This window comes from Methanocella arvoryzae MRE50 (assembly GCF_000063445.1).
Classification (GTDB): Archaea; Halobacteriota; Methanocellia; order Methanocellales; family Methanocellaceae; genus Methanocella_A; species Methanocella_A arvoryzae.
The window spans coordinates 2,312,622-2,327,515 of record NC_009464.1 but is presented as its reverse complement, the minus strand read 5'-3'; the positions used below and the strand labels follow the sequence as shown (position 1 = coordinate 2,327,515).

16 protein-coding genes are annotated in these 14,894 nt (G+C 58.3%); 2 read left to right on the top strand and 14 right to left on the bottom strand.

The window, feature by feature from the left end; genetic code table 11:
• Positions 1 to 10: 10 nt before the first annotated feature.
• The 4 genes from RCI_RS11505 to cofG all read right to left on the bottom strand — a co-directional run bounded on the left by RCI_RS11505 (position 11) and on the right by cofG (position 3,893).
• Positions 11 to 535 carry a hypothetical protein gene (locus RCI_RS11505; RefSeq protein WP_012036615.1) on the bottom strand — a complete coding sequence of 175 codons (525 nt, stop codon included), beginning with the start codon at positions 533 to 535 and terminating at the stop codon, positions 11 to 13.
• Positions 536 to 607: 72 nt separating this feature from the next.
• Positions 608 to 1,657: a 5-amino-6-(D-ribitylamino)uracil--L-tyrosine 4-hydroxyphenyl transferase CofH gene (cofH, locus tag RCI_RS11500; RefSeq protein WP_012036614.1), complete on the bottom strand. Its 1,050-nt coding sequence runs from the start codon at positions 1,655 to 1,657 to the stop codon at positions 608 to 610.
• A gap of 213 nt (positions 1,658 to 1,870) precedes the next feature.
• Entirely contained in the window at positions 1,871 to 2,920 is a 1,050-nt protein-coding gene (gene cofH / locus RCI_RS11495) for a 5-amino-6-(D-ribitylamino)uracil--L-tyrosine 4-hydroxyphenyl transferase CofH (protein WP_012036613.1), read from the bottom strand.
• A complete protein-coding gene (gene cofG, locus RCI_RS11490; RefSeq protein WP_048198519.1) occupies positions 2,913 to 3,893 on the bottom strand; it encodes a 7,8-didemethyl-8-hydroxy-5-deazariboflavin synthase subunit CofG in 981 nt (326 codons plus the stop codon). The genes cofH (RCI_RS11495) and cofG overlap by 8 nt, the downstream gene beginning before the upstream one ends.
• Positions 3,894 to 4,086: 193 nt before the next feature.
• Here cofG and RCI_RS11485 point away from each other — a divergent pair, with 193 nt between their 5' ends.
• Positions 4,087 to 5,028, top strand: a complete 942-nt coding sequence (locus RCI_RS11485; RefSeq protein WP_012036611.1) for a hypothetical protein — start codon at positions 4,087 to 4,089, stop codon at positions 5,026 to 5,028.
• Between the two features lie 286 nt (positions 5,029 to 5,314).
• Positions 5,315 to 5,974, top strand: coding sequence for a 2-phospho-L-lactate guanylyltransferase (cofC, locus tag RCI_RS11480; RefSeq protein WP_012036610.1), 660 nt, complete (start codon positions 5,315 to 5,317; stop codon positions 5,972 to 5,974).
• Positions 5,975 to 6,340: 366 nt separating this feature from the next.
• Here the strand turns inward: cofC and RCI_RS11475 are convergent, their stop codons facing one another.
• The 10 genes from RCI_RS11475 to RCI_RS11430 form a co-directional block, all read right to left on the bottom strand.
• The gene (locus RCI_RS11475) at positions 6,341 to 6,904 is read right to left on the bottom strand and encodes a hypothetical protein (RefSeq protein WP_012036609.1); all 564 of its coding nucleotides are present in this window, start codon (positions 6,902 to 6,904) and stop codon (positions 6,341 to 6,343) included.
• A 459-nt stretch (positions 6,905 to 7,363) separates the two neighbouring features.
• Positions 7,364 to 8,128, bottom strand: coding sequence for an NYN domain-containing protein (locus RCI_RS11470; RefSeq protein ID WP_012036608.1), 765 nt, complete (start codon positions 8,126 to 8,128; stop codon positions 7,364 to 7,366).
• A gap of 472 nt (positions 8,129 to 8,600) precedes the next feature.
• Positions 8,601 to 8,804: a hypothetical protein gene (locus RCI_RS11465; protein ID WP_012036607.1), complete on the bottom strand. Its 204-nt coding sequence runs from the start codon at positions 8,802 to 8,804 to the stop codon at positions 8,601 to 8,603.
• Positions 8,805 to 8,807: 3 nt separating this feature from the next.
• Positions 8,808 to 9,599 carry a cell division ATPase MinD gene (minD, locus tag RCI_RS11460; protein ID WP_048198516.1) on the bottom strand — a complete coding sequence of 264 codons (792 nt, stop codon included), beginning with the start codon at positions 9,597 to 9,599 and terminating at the stop codon, positions 8,808 to 8,810.
• 78 nt (positions 9,600 to 9,677) lie between these two features.
• Positions 9,678 to 10,391 carry a hypothetical protein gene (locus tag RCI_RS11455; RefSeq protein ID WP_012036605.1) on the bottom strand — a complete coding sequence of 238 codons (714 nt, stop codon included), beginning with the start codon at positions 10,389 to 10,391 and terminating at the stop codon, positions 9,678 to 9,680.
• A 12-nt stretch (positions 10,392 to 10,403) separates the two neighbouring features.
• Entirely contained in the window at positions 10,404 to 11,468 is a 1,065-nt protein-coding gene (locus RCI_RS11450; RefSeq protein ID WP_012036604.1) for a hypothetical protein, read from the bottom strand.
• Position 11,469: 1 nt separating this feature from the next.
• Entirely contained in the window at positions 11,470 to 12,210 is a 741-nt protein-coding gene (locus RCI_RS11445; protein ID WP_012036603.1) for a roadblock/LC7 domain-containing protein, read from the bottom strand.
• A 19-nt stretch (positions 12,211 to 12,229) separates the two neighbouring features.
• Positions 12,230 to 12,577, bottom strand: a complete 348-nt coding sequence (locus RCI_RS11440) for a roadblock/LC7 domain-containing protein (protein WP_012036602.1) — start codon at positions 12,575 to 12,577, stop codon at positions 12,230 to 12,232.
• Entirely contained in the window at positions 12,571 to 13,974 is a 1,404-nt protein-coding gene (locus RCI_RS11435; RefSeq protein WP_012036601.1) for a Ni/Fe hydrogenase subunit alpha, read from the bottom strand. The genes RCI_RS11440 and RCI_RS11435 overlap by 7 nt, the downstream gene beginning before the upstream one ends.
• Positions 13,971 to 14,891, bottom strand: a complete 921-nt coding sequence (locus RCI_RS11430; RefSeq protein WP_012036600.1) for an NADH-quinone oxidoreductase subunit B family protein — start codon at positions 14,889 to 14,891, stop codon at positions 13,971 to 13,973. The genes RCI_RS11435 and RCI_RS11430 overlap by 4 nt, the downstream gene beginning before the upstream one ends.
• Between the last annotated feature and the right edge of the window lie 3 nt (positions 14,892 to 14,894).

Sequence of the window (14,894 nt, the reverse complement as noted above, 5' to 3'; positions counted from 1 at the left end):
GTATTGTCAGCTATTTGGGTGTCAGGCTCTCTGGCCTGAAAAATATCATCGAGAACAGGTAAGCGCTGATGCCGGCAACTACTGCGGCGAAGAGGATGAAGAGGGGCATGCCGCAGACGAGCCTGACGGCCCCGTTGCCGAGAGCGGCGAGAAGGGGATGGGCGCCGGCGGAAGCGGCCGGGAACAGCAGGATGATCGCAAGGTTTACGGGTATGGCCACCACGCTGCGGACCAGCTCGGCGGCAGCGCCTGTGATGGCGCCCGTCAGGGCGATGTCGAGGGACTTGACTGGCAGCTGAGTCAGCCGCTTGGCAGTCATCATGCCACAGGTGAAGTAGACGGCGATAAGCAGGAACAGGAAAGCGAGGTAGACTGTTGCGATCGGCACAAGCTGATCGATCGACCGCATCTCCAGGTAATCTTCGATGAAGGGCAGCAGTATGTACACCACGATGCCGAAGCACAGCTCGCAGAAGGCGAGCGCAACTCCCCAGGACAGGCCTGACCTTATCGCTATGGCACGATTTTCCTGCATATATACCCCTCTCTGTCTGTTTAACGATCACTTGAGGCGGGGAAGGGATATAAGGCTTGTCATTCCCCGATTTTAATCCACATACTCGTACAGAGTATTCCTCTCTCTGGGCACTCTCCCGATGGCCCTGATGACCTGGCGGATCTCGTCTTTGGTCATGTTGTCGCCGTGCTTTGAGCCCGCCGCTACCGTGATCAGGTCTTCCATCATGGTGCCGCCGAAGTCGTTGGCGCCGCAGTTCAGCGCCACCTGGGATAATTTGACGCCCATCTTGGTCCAGGATACCTGAATGTTGGGGATGTCCCGGCCGAAGAGAATCCGTGCAATGGCGTGGAGTAAGAGATCTTCCATGCCGCTGGCGCCGGTCGAAACACCCGACAGGCGGTTGTTCTCGTGCATGAAGGTGAGGGGGATGAACTCGGTAAAGCCGTGCGTTTTGCGCTGGATGTCTCTGAGGAGCAGCATGTGGTCGATCCGGTCCTCCCACGTTTCCACAGTGCCGTGCAAGATACTGGAAGTCGTGGGGATGCCGATCTCGTGGGCTTCCGTCACTATCCGGACCCAGTCCTCTACAGAAACCTTTCTGGGGCAGATCTTCGCCCTCACGGCCTCGACCAGAATTTCGGCGGACGCTCCGGTCATCGTGTCCATGCCTGCTTCTTTAAACGCCCTGAGCGCTTCTGCGGTGCTGACGCCCGAGGATTTGGCTGCATAGTACACTTCCATCGGGGAAAGCGCGTGGATCATAATGTCATAATTAGCTTTGATCGCCCTGAATAACTCAGTATAGTACTCGACGTTCAGCTTAGGCAGCACGCCGGCTATCAGGCATACTTCAGTGGCGCCGACCGCTTTTGCCTCGCCGATGCTCTCCAGGATCTGCTCTCTCGTCATCTCGTAGCCGATGCTGTTCCGGAAGGAGCAGAACTCGCAGCCGATAATACAACGGTCGGTGATGTCGATGAGCCGGTTGGCCACGAACGTGACGGTGTCGCCTACGAGTTCTTTTCTGAGCCGGTCGGCGGTGTCGAAGACTTCGAAGGGATTTTCTTTGAGGAGAGCCAGGGCGTCATCTCTGGTGACAGTGCCCGCCAGCGACTTTTCGTAGACGTCTTGAAGCATGCTGATCGCCTAATTAGTGGCCTTGATCAGTAATAAACCTGTTTGAGAAAACAAGATCCAGTATGGAAACAAGACTTTACAAGTCTGCTTCGACGACCATCTGTACAATCTGTATCATCCGTATAAGCTGTGTCCAGGGCACAGCGCAGCGTTCGTCATCTGATCGCCCGCATCGGGCGCCTGCAATTGCAGGCGTCCCCGGATGGTTAAGGGCTACCCGAGCAGCTTGTAGAGCGTGTTCCGCTGCCTGGGTATGCGTCCTGCAGCTTTGATCATTGCTTGCAGGTCGTCGGGTGACAGGTATTCTCCGGACTTCGACCCCGCGGACTTAGAGATGTTCTCCTCCATCAGGGTGCCGCCGACGTCGTTGGCGCCGCAGTTGAGCGCGACCTGGGCCAGCTTCGTGCCCAGCTTCACCCATGATGCCTGCACGTTGGGGATGTCCCGGCCGAAGATGATTCTCGCAAGGGCATACATGCGCAGGTCATCCATGCCGCTGGCGCCCATGGACTTGCCGCTGAGCGAATTGTTCTCGTGCATGAAGGTGAGGGGCACGAACTCGGTGATGCCGTGCGTCTGTCTCTGCACGTCCCGGACGATGAACAGGTGCTTGAGCCGGTGCTCCCATGTCTCGATGTGCCCGTACATGATGGTCGCCGTGGTAGGAATGCCGACACGGTGAGCCGTCGAGACAACGTCCACCCATTCACTCGTGCTGAGCTTGCCGGGGCAGATGACTGACCGGATTTCGTCGTCGAGAATTTCGGCGGCGGTGCCGGGCATCGAGTTGAGGCCGGCGACCTTCAGGGTTTTCAGCGACTCCTCCACAGTGACGCCGGACATCCGGCTCATGTGGTAGACTTCCATGGGGGAGAAAGCGTGAGTGTGAATGTCATATTTGCTCTTGATCGCCCGGATCATGCCCGCGTAGTCCTCGAGGTACATGTCCTCGGTCAGGCCTCCCTGAATGCAGACCTCAGTCGAGCCCGTCTCCTTCGCCGCTCCGACCCTCTGCAGGATCTCGTCGAGCGTCAGCCTGAAGCCTTTGTTGTTTTTGAAAGAGCAGAACTTGCAGGTGCCGACGCAAAAGTCGGTGAAGTTGATGTTCCGGTTCACGATATAGGTGACGTTATCCCCCACGATCTCTTTTCGCAGTTGATCGGCGGTGTCGAACAGCTCGAACGGGTTCGCTTCGAGCAGTTTCCTAGCGTCCTCGATGGTAATCTCGCCTGACAGCGAGCGTTCGTAGATGTCTTTAAGCACAGTACCCCTCCTCATCAGCATATCTCTCGACCAGCGGCTTCACCTTAGCCCCATACCAGCCTTTCCGGACGTACTTAGGGTATACGGGCAGCCGCTCCCGTAACTTTAGCCCCCGGGCTTTCAGCGCATCGATCGACGGCCACGCACACTCAGGGTTGATGTAGTCGAGCGTAACAGGTGAGATGCCTCCGACGTCCTCGACGCCGGCCTGCAGGAACTGGTCCAGGTGAGAGGTCAGGTTCGGCGGCGCCTGCAGCGAAACATCTGAGGGCAGAATTTCCCGGGCGAGGCGGAGGACCTCCACCATCTCTTCCGGGGTGGGCGGCACCACGTTCGCCATGCGGATGTACGGCTTGGGCACGAAGTTCTGCACGATGACCTCCTGGATGTGGTCATACTTCAGGTGCAGGTCCCGGATGGCCTCGAGCGAAGCCCTCCGGTCGGCCCATGTTTCCCCGATGCCGACGAGGATGCCCGTCGTGAAAGGAATCCCCATGCGCCCGGCCTCCGCTATGAACTCCAGCCTCACCTCAGGGTCTTTCAGCGGGCTCAGCTGATGGGCGGGCAGCTTTGCGGTCGTCTCCAGCATCAGGCCCATGCTCGCGTTGACAGGCCAGAGCTTCTTCAGGTCCGGCAGGGGAAGCACTCCCCCGTTAGTGTGGGGAAGGATGCCGAGGTCGATGGCCCGGAGGCTGAGATCGTAAACGTAGTCGGTCAGCGTGGCGTAGCCTAGCTGCTCCAGCCCCTTTGTAAAGCGGGGATCCTGAGGGGCGTCGCCGTAGGTGAAAAGCGCCTCCTTGCACTCAAATGCCGCCGCCTTCTCCAGCGTGGCCAGCACTTCTCCCGGGGGCATGATCCTGGCCTCAGGGGAGCCGACTTCCCGCCGGAAACCGCAGTAGGCGCAATTGTTCCGGCACATGTTGGTGACGGGAATAAAGACATTCCTGGTAAACGTGATGAAATCTGAGGCCATTGCCGCACAACCTAACCGTGTCACGTATAGACACGCTTCATATATTTACATTCCCCATCCCACATACATTATAGCCTTTCCGGGGCCGGGACGACAGGGGTGAAAAACGGGAAGATACAGTGATAGTAACCTCGCCTTCTTACTTTTCAGTAACAGGAACTTTTTATACTTTTCCTGACTAGCTCTTTCACATATGCGCCTGTCTTCGACGCTGATTGCCGGATTACTGCTCGTAGCGCTGGCCATGGTGCTGGCAGTGCCCGGCTATGCTGCCATAGAGATCCTGACGCCGGTGGGCGAATACCAGAACGCTTCAGTCTTCGTAAATACTAACGGAGAGAACCTGACCCGGGTAGGCTCGTTCGACAACACCTCAATATACAGGTCCGGAGGAGCGAACGTGACGCTCACGGATCGAGGGGTCCGGCTGGACATGGGCAGCGCCCCCGAGATGGGCTACAGAGATGTGTACCTGTTCATCAGGATGCCCGCGACAGAGCGGTTCCACAACGTGACTTTCGATTACGACATCACCACAGGCGAAAAGTCCAATGTCCTCTTAATCGACTTCAACGACAGCCTCCCCCGGATCGGCGTCCGCAAGGGCGACGTCAAGGATAGCGCCATCCTGGGCCTCGGCACCTGGTCTGCCAGGTATGGGGAGATCGGCGGCCTGAAAGACTTCCCCCAGGGAGCACACCACGTCGAGATCCAGTCGACCCCCGCCGGCGAACTGGTCCTGAGGATCGACGACAGGGGCATCGCTGTAGCGCCTTATAAACAGCAGGCGTACATGGTCATCCACCTCATGACCGGAGACGGTGAAAGCTATTTGAGAGGAACCATCTCCAACCTCACGTACAACGGCCCTCCACAGGGACCGCTGACTGCGACACCGACACCGACTCCACTGCCGCCATTCAACCTGTCAGCCACGCCTGAGGCTTCTGGAGTGACAGCCACCCCCGTGAAACCTATCGTATTGCCCGGCACCGATACTGACGACGATGAGAAAGCCAGCGCCTCCCCGAAGACCCCCCTGCTCTCCGACATCAACATCGGCTTCGCCCTCGCCGCCACCCTCGGGTTGTTCATAGGGTGGGCTTACGTGTACCTGAAGTACATGAGGAAATAAAAGGCCCGGGAGATACCCGGAGGTCAGGGAGGATTAATCTGATAATAGTTATTATCCTCTCTAACCTTTCCACACTCCCCGACCTCCTCTCAGACCTCGCCACCCTCTCGAAACTCCCAGCTTGAAATTCCTCTCTATCCTCCAGGTACCTCCGAGACCTGCCCATTTCCGGCAAGGCTGACGCACAGTGCTACGGAAATTCTCCGATATCACAGACGCTTACGGAAGAAGAGCCTCCGGCTTTCAGCCAAAGTATATAAATTTTCAATGCACCTTTAATAATTCAATGAAGGCTATTGTCCCCTTTAAGGTTGTCAACGTCAAGTCCCGGCTGGCGTCGCTGCTCACCCCGGAGGAGCGCAGCGAACTGGCAAAGCTGATGCTGCGGGACATCACTTCCACCCTCGCCGCAGCGGGCGTGGAGGTCGAGCTGCTGACGACGCAGCCCTTCGAGTGGGACGGGGCCACAGTGATCGTGAGCGAGAAGGAGCTCAACCCCGCGCTGAACGACTACCTGCTGGCGAACGACAGCCCGGTCATGATCGTCATGGCCGACATACCCCTGATTACGGAGAAGAACGTCAGGGACATGCTCGCCAGTCCCGCCGATATTGTAATATGCCCCGGCAGAGGCGGCGGCACCAACGTCCAGCTCATCCGCAGGCCCGACAAGTACCACGTCGACTACTACGGCGCCAGCTTCATGGATCACATGCGGATCGCTCAGGAGAACGGGCTGACTACTGAAGTGTTCGACTCGTTCAACGTGTCCAGCGACATCGACGAGGCCGGCGACCTGATAGAATTATATATCCACGGCAAGGGCGACGCCGCAAAATACCTGCGCTCCATCACCGTTTTAGACGACAGCAAGGGCAGGGTGCGCGTCGTGAAAGAGGAGAGCAACCTCCGTGCTGTCCGGATTCCGGGCAAGATGACGGGCTAAGACTTTTTTTGAGTTCTTAAAGATAACACCTGATACGCCCACAGAGCCCATGCCTGAGAAAGTGGAAGAGCGGGAGTAGCGACAATCGCATCTCTCAGGTAAGGGAGGTACTGAGAGGTAAGCGAGGAGGTCTGGAGGTACACGGAGGTCAGGGAGACTTTCAAAGTGGGAGATCAGGGAGGAAAGGGAGGTTCGAGAGAGGTTATGTGAGGCACCCGGAGGCCGGAGAGGATTAATTATATTAAAAATCATCCTCTCAGACCTTTCCACACTCCCGAACCTCCTCTCAGAACTCGCAACCCTCCCGAGCCTCCCAGCTTAAAAATCCTCCCCGGCCTCCCGGGAACTCCCAGACCTCAGAGGGATTTACCTGTCTTCCCCGGCGTCGAACAGCGGCAACATGGCGATTGCAAGCCTTCGGTCCAGCCTTTTCTCCCGGTCCCCGGAGAGGTCGAGGGTGTACTTGTCCCCGAACGAGAAACGCCGGGTGAGGTTGCCGATGCGCCTGCCCTGGTAGTCGATCTCGAAGTCCAGCTTCCAGTTCATCACGAACCGCCGGACTACGGCCATGAGGCCGCTTTCCTGGGCGCTGCCGACGACGTTGCCGGCTGCATCCATGATCACCCACTTGTTCTGGAACAGGCTGTGGAGGCCCTCCCGCTTCAGCGAGCCGACCAGTTCCCGGGTTTTGGCGTCCACCACGTCGTAGGTGGCGTTGAAGTCGAGGATGTTCCTCGGGGCGATGGTCAGCACCTCGTCCCGCTGGGTGTCGTCGGAATAAATGTTGATTTTGGGCTTCAGCTTGAACTTCTCCATCCGGGCGAAGAACAGGTCATGCCCGCTGCCGTCTTTGATGTAGTACCTCTTGCCGATGGAGATCATCTTCTGCGTCATCATGTACTGGTCCAGACCGAACTTTGGGTTATCCATAGCAACACCGCGATAATTACTGTATGTACGGTTGCCCGGATATTAAAAATTGTGTAAAAAGAGTACTGGGGAGGTGGGACGGCAATACCAACGCTGCACTGTGCCGGCCACTATTACAAGGATACTCGTAAACAGTTGGCTCTGTGTGGGTGAACGTACACGAACGCTGCGCTGTGCCAATCCACACAGATGCCACAGATTACGACAGAATCCACAGATTTTTTCGGATTGCACAGATGACGATCGATTCCACAGATATCATAATAAGTTATAGACTACGATTCTCGTGCTTGCCCGATCAGTAAGGAATGGATCTGTGGTATCCCTTCTCAATCTGTGAAATCAGTCGTAATCTGTGGATTCTGTTTCAATCTGTGGCATCTGTGAGGTTTTGCACAGCGCAGCGATCGTGTTGCGAGTCGCCGAGCCCGAGCATCAGGAAGTCGAGGCGTTCTATACTTATTTCAGCCGAATGTAGCTCTGGCTCGGCCCTTTAAGCCTGGATCTTTCGACATCGTACAGGTTCGTGGCTTTGACCAGCAGCTGAAGCTGGCTGAAGCCATACTCGCGGGAGTCGAAGCTGGGCTCGATCTTGTATAAATTATTGGCGAGCGTGGAGAGGTCGACCCATTCGCCTTCTTTGCTGACGCCCATTTCATACGCCCTTTTGAGCAGGTTGATCGCGAACTTGTCGAGTTTCTTGTGGGTCCGGGCCCTGGAGGGTGTTTTGTGGCTGTTGCTGGCCTTTTCGGGGGTCTCTTCTTCGTCCGGGGAGAGGTTTTCTACAAAAGTGAAGATGACACAGGCTTTCACGAAGCTCTGGGGGGTGTCCTTGCGGCCGATGCCCATGACGAATAAGCCGGATTCCCTGAGCCGGGTGGCTAATTTCGTGTAGTCGCTGTCGCTGGAGACGATGCAGAACCCGTCGACGTGGCCGGCGTATAAAATGTCCATGGCGTCGATGATCATGGCGCTGTCAGTAGCGTTCTTGCCCTTGGTGTACCGGAACTGCTGGATCGGCTGGAAGGCGTGCTTGTGGAGGTAGTCTTTCCAGCTGTTCATGCTGGACATGGTCCAGTCGCCGTAGATCCGCCTTACCGTGACGTTCCCGTATTTACCCGCTTCGGACAGCATCTCCTCTATGAGGGAGGGCTGCGCGTTGTCGCCATCGATGAGCATGGCGATGTTCTTGTTACTCGAGTTGTTTTCGCTGGCTTCCTGCAAACCGGGTGACCCCCGTTGATCACGCCCTCGTTTGGACGTGCTATATGATAATCTTTCTAACCTCATACCTCGAACCCTGCGGCGGCCGGCCTTCGGCCGGCAAAGTGCCTCTACAGACCTGAATACCCAGCTTGCGCTAAGCGACTTAATGTCAGCCCCATCACGCCGGAGCCGTCATGCGCCAATTACCAGGTTGATCGACTGTCGTTCATCAGGATATAAGGGCCTGATGCGTGCCAATGTATAATATATAACTCTAATGACGGTTAAACGTTTTTATTGCGAGGGCTATATGGAATATTCCCGGTAGCATTTTGCGTTCAGAGAATGATGGGATAAACTATCGCGGCTAACGCTATGGCAATAAAACAACTGGTCTGCGAGTTCTACTTTTCGAACGTAGCGTAGCCTAGCTTAGGCGCGACGCACTGAAGATCTTTAAAAATAAAAGTGGGCGGAGGGAGCCGAAGGCTCAGAATTTCAATTTCTTGAATTCTTCGATGTCATCCGCCAGCTTGGTCAGCTCTTCGTCAGTGACTTCCACACGGTTTTTCAGCACTCTCAACTCGGCTACCAGTTGCCTGATCCTCGCGTACATCACGTACATGATGAGGAAGCAGGCGAACAAGCCGACGATGAGCATTGCGATGATTAGTTCCAGGTACAGTTCGTCCACGTTTTAAACCCCCTTGAACAGTGATCTTGCCAGCCTGTCGATGAAACCTTCGCGTTTCTGTCCGGAGGCTTGCAGCGGTTCCACGGTCTTCGATCCTGCGATCTTGCCGGCGAGGCGCCTGTAGGCGATGGCAGCGGAGCTGTCCGGGTACTTCACGACTACGGGAGTCTTGAAGGCTGCAGCTCTTCTGACGCTTGGGTCCTCGGGGATGACCTCGAGCACCTTGACGCCCATGATGTCTCCTATCTTCTGGGCGGTCAGCTCGGTTTTCTCCGCGGACGCCCTGTTGAGGATGATGCCGCCGATGGCGCCGCCCACCATCTCGGTGAGCACCTTGGTCTTGACCGCGTCTGCCATGGAGGACAGCTCGGGGTTGACCACGAGTAAAACTTCGTCGGCTATGGCCAGCGGTATCACGCCGTCCTTGCTGATGCCCGCGGGGGCATCTATGAGGATATAATCGGCGTCCGCGACCAGCTTGCTCATCACGAACTGCAGCCGGTCCGGGTCTGCGTTCTGGAAGCCCTGCAGCGATATGCCGCTGGGGACGACCTTCAGGCCGGTGGGCAGCTCGTAGACGGCCTGGGAAATGTCGGCCTTGCCCGCGAGCACCTCGTGCAGCGTGATCTTGCTTTTTTCCAGCCCCAGGACCAGGCCGAGGTTGGCCATGCCGATGTCGGCGTCCAGCACGATGGTGCGCTTGCCGAGCATGGCCAGGGACGTGCCGAGGTTCACCGTCGTCATCGTCTTGCCTGTACCGCCTTTTCCCGAAGCGATTGTGTATACTTTTGTCATTTCAGTCACTCACCCGTTACCTCCGCCCGCCTCTCTAAAGCGGACGTCATTCATTCGATCGATTGATGATTATCACATTTATCCGCGGCGAAGCTGCTCGTACCGGATCATGCGCAGCACTTCCTGTCGGTCGCTGGCGATGCACAGATCCTTGAGCCCTTCCACGAACGAGGAAAGTTCGGAGTCGTTCGGAGCAGGATTTTTCGATATAAATCCGGCAATCCTTTGTTCAAGGACGATTCTCTCCTCTTTCCTCCTCTGCTCTATTTTTTCGTATACTTTCTCTAGTACTATATTCTCCTGGAAGCTATATTCTTTGCTCTTCAGGTACCTTGTGAAGTCCAGGATGTCCAGGCTGGTGAAGGAGTTCCGGCCGTAGACGAACCCGGCGATCTCCCTCTCTATAGGATCGACGGTGTCTATTTTCAGGCCTTCGTGGCCGTAGTCCACCAGCTCTTTGCCCATCGCTTCCCGGACCCGGCGGGCCTCGATGATCAGGCCTTTGACTTCGCCGGACGGGGTGTTGAAGTACCGGACAAACACGTCTTCCCCGGTTTCGTCGTCGCTGGTGGACATGCTGCGCAGCCTCCTGCCGAAGTCGCCCGCGATGACTGACGCTTTCTCCGGAGGGAAGACGTTGAGCAGCGCGGAGGTCAGGCCGTGCAGGTCGGGCGTGCCGTCGTCCCGGGCGAAGGTGCTTTCCCCGTACCCCGCGGCGCAGAACTGATCGTAGCCCTCGTGGCTGCAGGCGAAGGTGATTGATTCTCTGAGAATGGTGCTGATGCTGGACATTGCGGCTCTCCCCTAATTCCTCCGGTACTTGCGCAGGTGGCCGAGGTCCAGCTTTTCCAGCAGCTCGTCCGCGTGCTGGGCGAAGTCCTGCTCGACCTTCCGTACCATGGCGATGTCGTCGTCCATGGACCTGCTGAGCTCGTCCACTGTCCGGCTGATGTCGTCCTCAACAGCAGGCGCTGCCTCGGCGGGATGCCTGGTCTTCTCAAGGATGGCTTTCGCCGGTATTCCGATAGCTGGCTGCCGGTTCGGAGCTGGAACAGGCGGGGCTGCCGCGAGGGGCTTTTTGGGCACGGCGGAGGCTATCGAATGGCTCGCTGCCTGGTGCTTTTGGGCGGCAGTGTCCTGTACGCTCTTGAGGGACCGTACCAGCACGGAGGTTAGCACGCCTGGCTCTACAGCGTAGAATTCGGCGATGCCCGGGACGCCGTCCAGCCAGTCCGGCACTCCCGGGACGATGCCTCGATCGTCGTATACGGCTTCGATGCGGCCGGCTGCGATGATGGCGTGGTGTTCCTCTTTCGTGTCGTCGGCGATGAAGAGAAGGTGGCCGGTGTCATCCGGGTAGCGCTGGCAGTATTCACGGAGGTCATCGAGCCTTTCGGACCGGACGAACCGGCCTCTGATCTCTGGCTTGACGAAGCGGGCTGCTGCAGGGCTGGTGGCTGCCGGGGCGATCGGGGCAGGCCGGGGCGGGGCCTGCGGAGGTGCCGGTGGGGCTGCCTGGTTCTGCCGGGGAGGAAGAGGCTCTCCACAGGCGAAATCACCGTATAGTTCCTGTATAAGGGCTACCTGGTTTATGCCCAGCTTACAAATCTCGATTAAACAGTCGGGCTGCTGAATAGATTCCTTAATCCTTGCCATGCCGGGGTCAGGCAGGTCGTCGCCCGCAGCCGATGTGAAGGACATGACTGGCTTGCCGGACAGGTAGACGGCCACGCATTCGCTGACGTTGTCCGAGAGGATGGATACCCGCAGGTATCCTGTCAGGCTATCTTTAGCGATGCCCTCCGCGACGGAGGCCAGGGTGCCCGGGCCCCGGAAGCTTTTCTCAAGTGTCCCTCGTGGCAGCTGCATGTCAATCGTCCCTGATGCGCTGGGCGTTCCTGATGTTCAGCCGGATCAGGCCGAGATTTGTGTCGGCCCTCGCGAGCACGCACAGGAACATGTCGCTTACCGGCGCTATGATGACCTTGTAGTCCGGCGTTTCGAGGATGATCTGCCCGGTCTCTCCCAGCTGCAGTTCTCCCGCGATGCGGGTGCCTGCCCGGACCATGTCCTCGGTGGCGGCGGCGACGTGCTCGAAGTCGACGTCGTTTCCCTGCTGGTATACGGGGAAGCCTTCGGCGACGAGCGCGGAGCCGATGACTCCCGGGATGGCGGCGAAGGCCGAGACCAGTTGTTCGTAGCTTGCAGGGCCGCTGGCTTCCTGTGCCTCCGGTGTAGCGGGGCCTGTGGCGGTTCCCTGTGCCGGGGCTGTCGCCGGAGCTCCGTTTTCTGGCGAGACGATGGCCGCGTGCTGGTTCTCAGCCACGATTTTACGGATCTCTTCATCGGTGAGGCTGACGATCTCGGAGCGCACCCCGGGCAGTGCCATCATGCGCTCGATGGCGCTGAACTGGTACAGGGTGATGCGCAGCATCGAGTAGGCTGCGGCCAGCACTGTGCCGTTGTCCATCAGGATGAAGCCGTCGCCGCCGAGGCCGTGGCTCGCGCTGTGCACGTTGATCGAGCCTTTGAAGTTCAGGCCGTACTGCTTGAGCAGGTCAGCTACGCTTGCCTCTGATTCTGCCAGGCGGGCGCCTGTCGGTAGCTTCAATGCCTGTTCACCGCTTCAGTTAGAGTGCAGCTGCAATTCTGTCCTTGTTTTTCTTGACCTCGTACCGAATGCGGCCGAGGTTGGAGCCCGGCTCTGCGACGATGGCCAGGATCTCGTTGCCCGTGACCAGGGAGAGCATGATGGGCCCCTTTTCCAGCTCGACGAGCACCTGCTCGAAGTTGCCTTTGCTCAGCTCTATGCCCATGGCTTCCGAAGTACCGACGCTGGTCGACGCCATGGCGCCCAGCGCGTCGACGTCCATCTGTATGTTGGAGACGTGCTCGATGATGAACCCGTCTCTGCCTACTATAGCTGCTGCCGACACTCCCTCAACTTTTACCAGATCGCTTAATATCCGCTTTAGCATCGCTTAACCTCACGTATAACGTTACCCTCGCTATCGAATAAGCTCAGGATGATAGGCATTCGCCCGATGGCATGGGTGGCGCAGGAGACACACGGGTCGTAGGCGCGGACGAGCATCTCTATCTTGTTCAGAGTGGCCTCGTCGGCGTCGCCGTGGATGTACTTCTTCGCCGTTTCGAAGACGCCCCTGTCGATGGCCCGGTTGTTGTGGCCGGTCGCCACGATCAGGTTGGCGCTGGTGATGAATCCCTTGTCGTTTACGGTGTAGTCGTGGATGAGCGTGCCTCTGGTCGCTTCCACGATGCCCACGCCCCGGGTGTTTTTGATGCCGGCGACAGGGTTGCGCACGTTCTTGTCCGTGATCGCCCTGTCCTGCAGCAGTGCGAGCGCGCGCTCGCTGGCTGCGGCGACCTCGATGATCCGGGCAAGGTTGTACAGGGCAGGCTGCTGTGGCGCCCTCCCGTACTTCGCCCGGAACTCGGCCAGCATTTTGTCGGCCTCCGGGTAGCCCATGGAGTCGGCCACGTTGACACGGGCCAGCGGGCCGACACGGTAGAAGCCGCTGCCGGACTTGAGTTTGGTGAATTTCATGTAAGAGTACGGCTCAGCGTACTCCTCTATGTGGGAGGAGTAGTCCTTCGCCTGGAACTCGCCCAGGCTGCCGCCGTTCGCGTCCATCATGCGGATGGGGCCGTCGTAGGTCTCGAACTTGCCGCCCGAAGTCATGCCGATGAAGTCCGTCTGCACCACGCCCAGCGTCTTGACGAAGTCCGCTTTCCTGTCGAACTCTCCGTTGACCAGGTTCCAGGCAGCCACGGCGATCTCGAGGGAGCGCTTAGCGTATGCCTCAAGTTCGGCCCGTTTCTGCTCTGTCAGCGAGAAGGACATGCCGCCGGGTATGGCCGATACCGGGTGTATGGGCTTGCCTCCCGCCTCTTCGGTGATGCGCTGGCCGATCTTGCGGGCCTCGATAGCCATGCGGGCGAGGTCCGGATTGGCCTTGGCCAGGCCGGCGACGTTCCTCGTCGCGGGGGTCGCCCCTTCCAGCAGGTAGTCGGGCATGCTAAGCATGAACAGGTGTAAGTAGTGCGAACTGATAAGCTGGCCCGCGATGAGAAGCTCCCTCATCTTGTAAGCCGCTTCCGGGATCGTGGCGCCGAAGACCTCGTCTACTGCCTTGGCGGCGGCGAGGTGGTGCACTGTGGGGCAGATGCCGCAAATCCGGGGGGTGATCCTGGGCGCTTCCTCGATGGCCGCGCCCTCCAGGAACTTTTCGAAGCCCCTGAGCTCGGTCGCGTGGAAGTGGGCGTCCGCCACCTCGCCTTTGTCGTCGAGCTGGACCGTTACGCTGGCATGGCCCTCTATTCTGGTGATGGGGTGAATGGTGATCTTCTTCATAGGTGTCTCTCCTTGATGATGTCGGGAATCTTAGAGACAGATTTGTTCTCCATGATCTTGCTGCCCATGACGAAGGGGTATACGGTATGAGGAATGTCGTACAGTTCCTTCTCGATCTCCTGCTGGGGTAATTCCGTCAGGTGCTGGATGCGCATGACCAGCGTGTTGTAGATGTCCCTGCACGGCTCTCTGAGCACGTCCAGCGACGGTCCGCCGCATCCGTGGCAGGGGATACCGTGATGGGTGCAGAGAGCGTGGCACCGGCCGAAGGTCACCGAGCCCAGGCAGATGTAGCCCTGGCCCAGCAGGCAGGTCTTTTCCTCGGGCACGCCCTCGTACCTGCGCTTGATCTTCCAGTCTTTGACCAGGACCATTTCCCGGTCGCACTCGGAGCAGACCGACTTCTTCTGCAGGTCAGGTATTCTGCCCTCTATGAGGGGAAGCAGGATCTGGCGCAGGAAGAACTCCTTGGGCGGGCAGCCGGTGATGTAGTAGTCGACTTTGATGACGTCGCCGACGGCGTAGCCGCGGTATAAGAGGTCGGGGATGTCCTGGTTCGGGATGACGTTGGTGGTCGTGCCCTGCCGGTTCGTGTAGACGCCGTTCAGGATCTCGTCCCTGCTGTGCAGGATGGACAGGCCGGAGACGCCGCCGTAGCAGGCGCAGGTGCCGAAAGCGATGACGGTTTTGGCGCGCTGCCGCAGCTTCTTGACCCTCTCCATGTTTTCCTTGTTGCGGATGGCTCCGCCGATGATGGCGATGTCGATGTCCTCGGGGGGCTCCTTGACGTCCATCAGGATGGGCGAGTAGACGATCTCTACTTTGTTGAGCAGCTCGAGCAGGTCCTCGTGGAGGTCGAGCAGCGACATGTGGCAGCCGGCGCAGGAGGCCAGCGGCTCGGTAGCAAGCTTGATCACTCG

Bases quoted from the DNA above. Each gene is read 5' to 3' on its own strand.
- cofC (WP_012036610.1), top strand. From the start codon at position 5,315: ATGAAGGCTATTGTCCCCTTTAAGGTTGTCAACGTCAAGTCCCGGCTG.
- RCI_RS11505 (WP_012036615.1), bottom strand. From the start codon at position 535: ATGCAGGAAAATCGTGCCATAGCGATAAGGTCAGGCCTGTCCTGGGGA.
- cofG (WP_048198519.1), bottom strand. From the start codon at position 3,893: ATGGCCTCAGATTTCATCACGTTTACCAGGAATGTCTTTATTCCCGTC.
- RCI_RS11435 (WP_012036601.1), bottom strand. From the start codon at position 13,974: ATGAAGAAGATCACCATTCACCCCATCACCAGAATAGAGGGCCATGCC.
- cofH (WP_012036614.1), bottom strand. From the start codon at position 1,657: ATGCTTCAAGACGTCTACGAAAAGTCGCTGGCGGGCACTGTCACCAGA.
- RCI_RS11455 (WP_012036605.1), bottom strand. From the start codon at position 10,391: ATGTCCAGCATCAGCACCATTCTCAGAGAATCAATCACCTTCGCCTGC.
- minD (WP_048198516.1), bottom strand. From the start codon at position 9,599: ATGACAAAAGTATACACAATCGCTTCGGGAAAAGGCGGTACAGGCAAG.
- RCI_RS11440 (WP_012036602.1), bottom strand. From the start codon at position 12,577: ATGCTAAAGCGGATATTAAGCGATCTGGTAAAAGTTGAGGGAGTGTCG.
- RCI_RS11450 (WP_012036604.1), bottom strand. From the start codon at position 11,468: ATGCAGCTGCCACGAGGGACACTTGAGAAAAGCTTCCGGGGCCCGGGC.
- RCI_RS11485 (WP_012036611.1), top strand. From the start codon at position 4,087: ATGCGCCTGTCTTCGACGCTGATTGCCGGATTACTGCTCGTAGCGCTG.
- RCI_RS11475 (WP_012036609.1), bottom strand. From the start codon at position 6,904: ATGGATAACCCAAAGTTCGGTCTGGACCAGTACATGATGACGCAGAAG.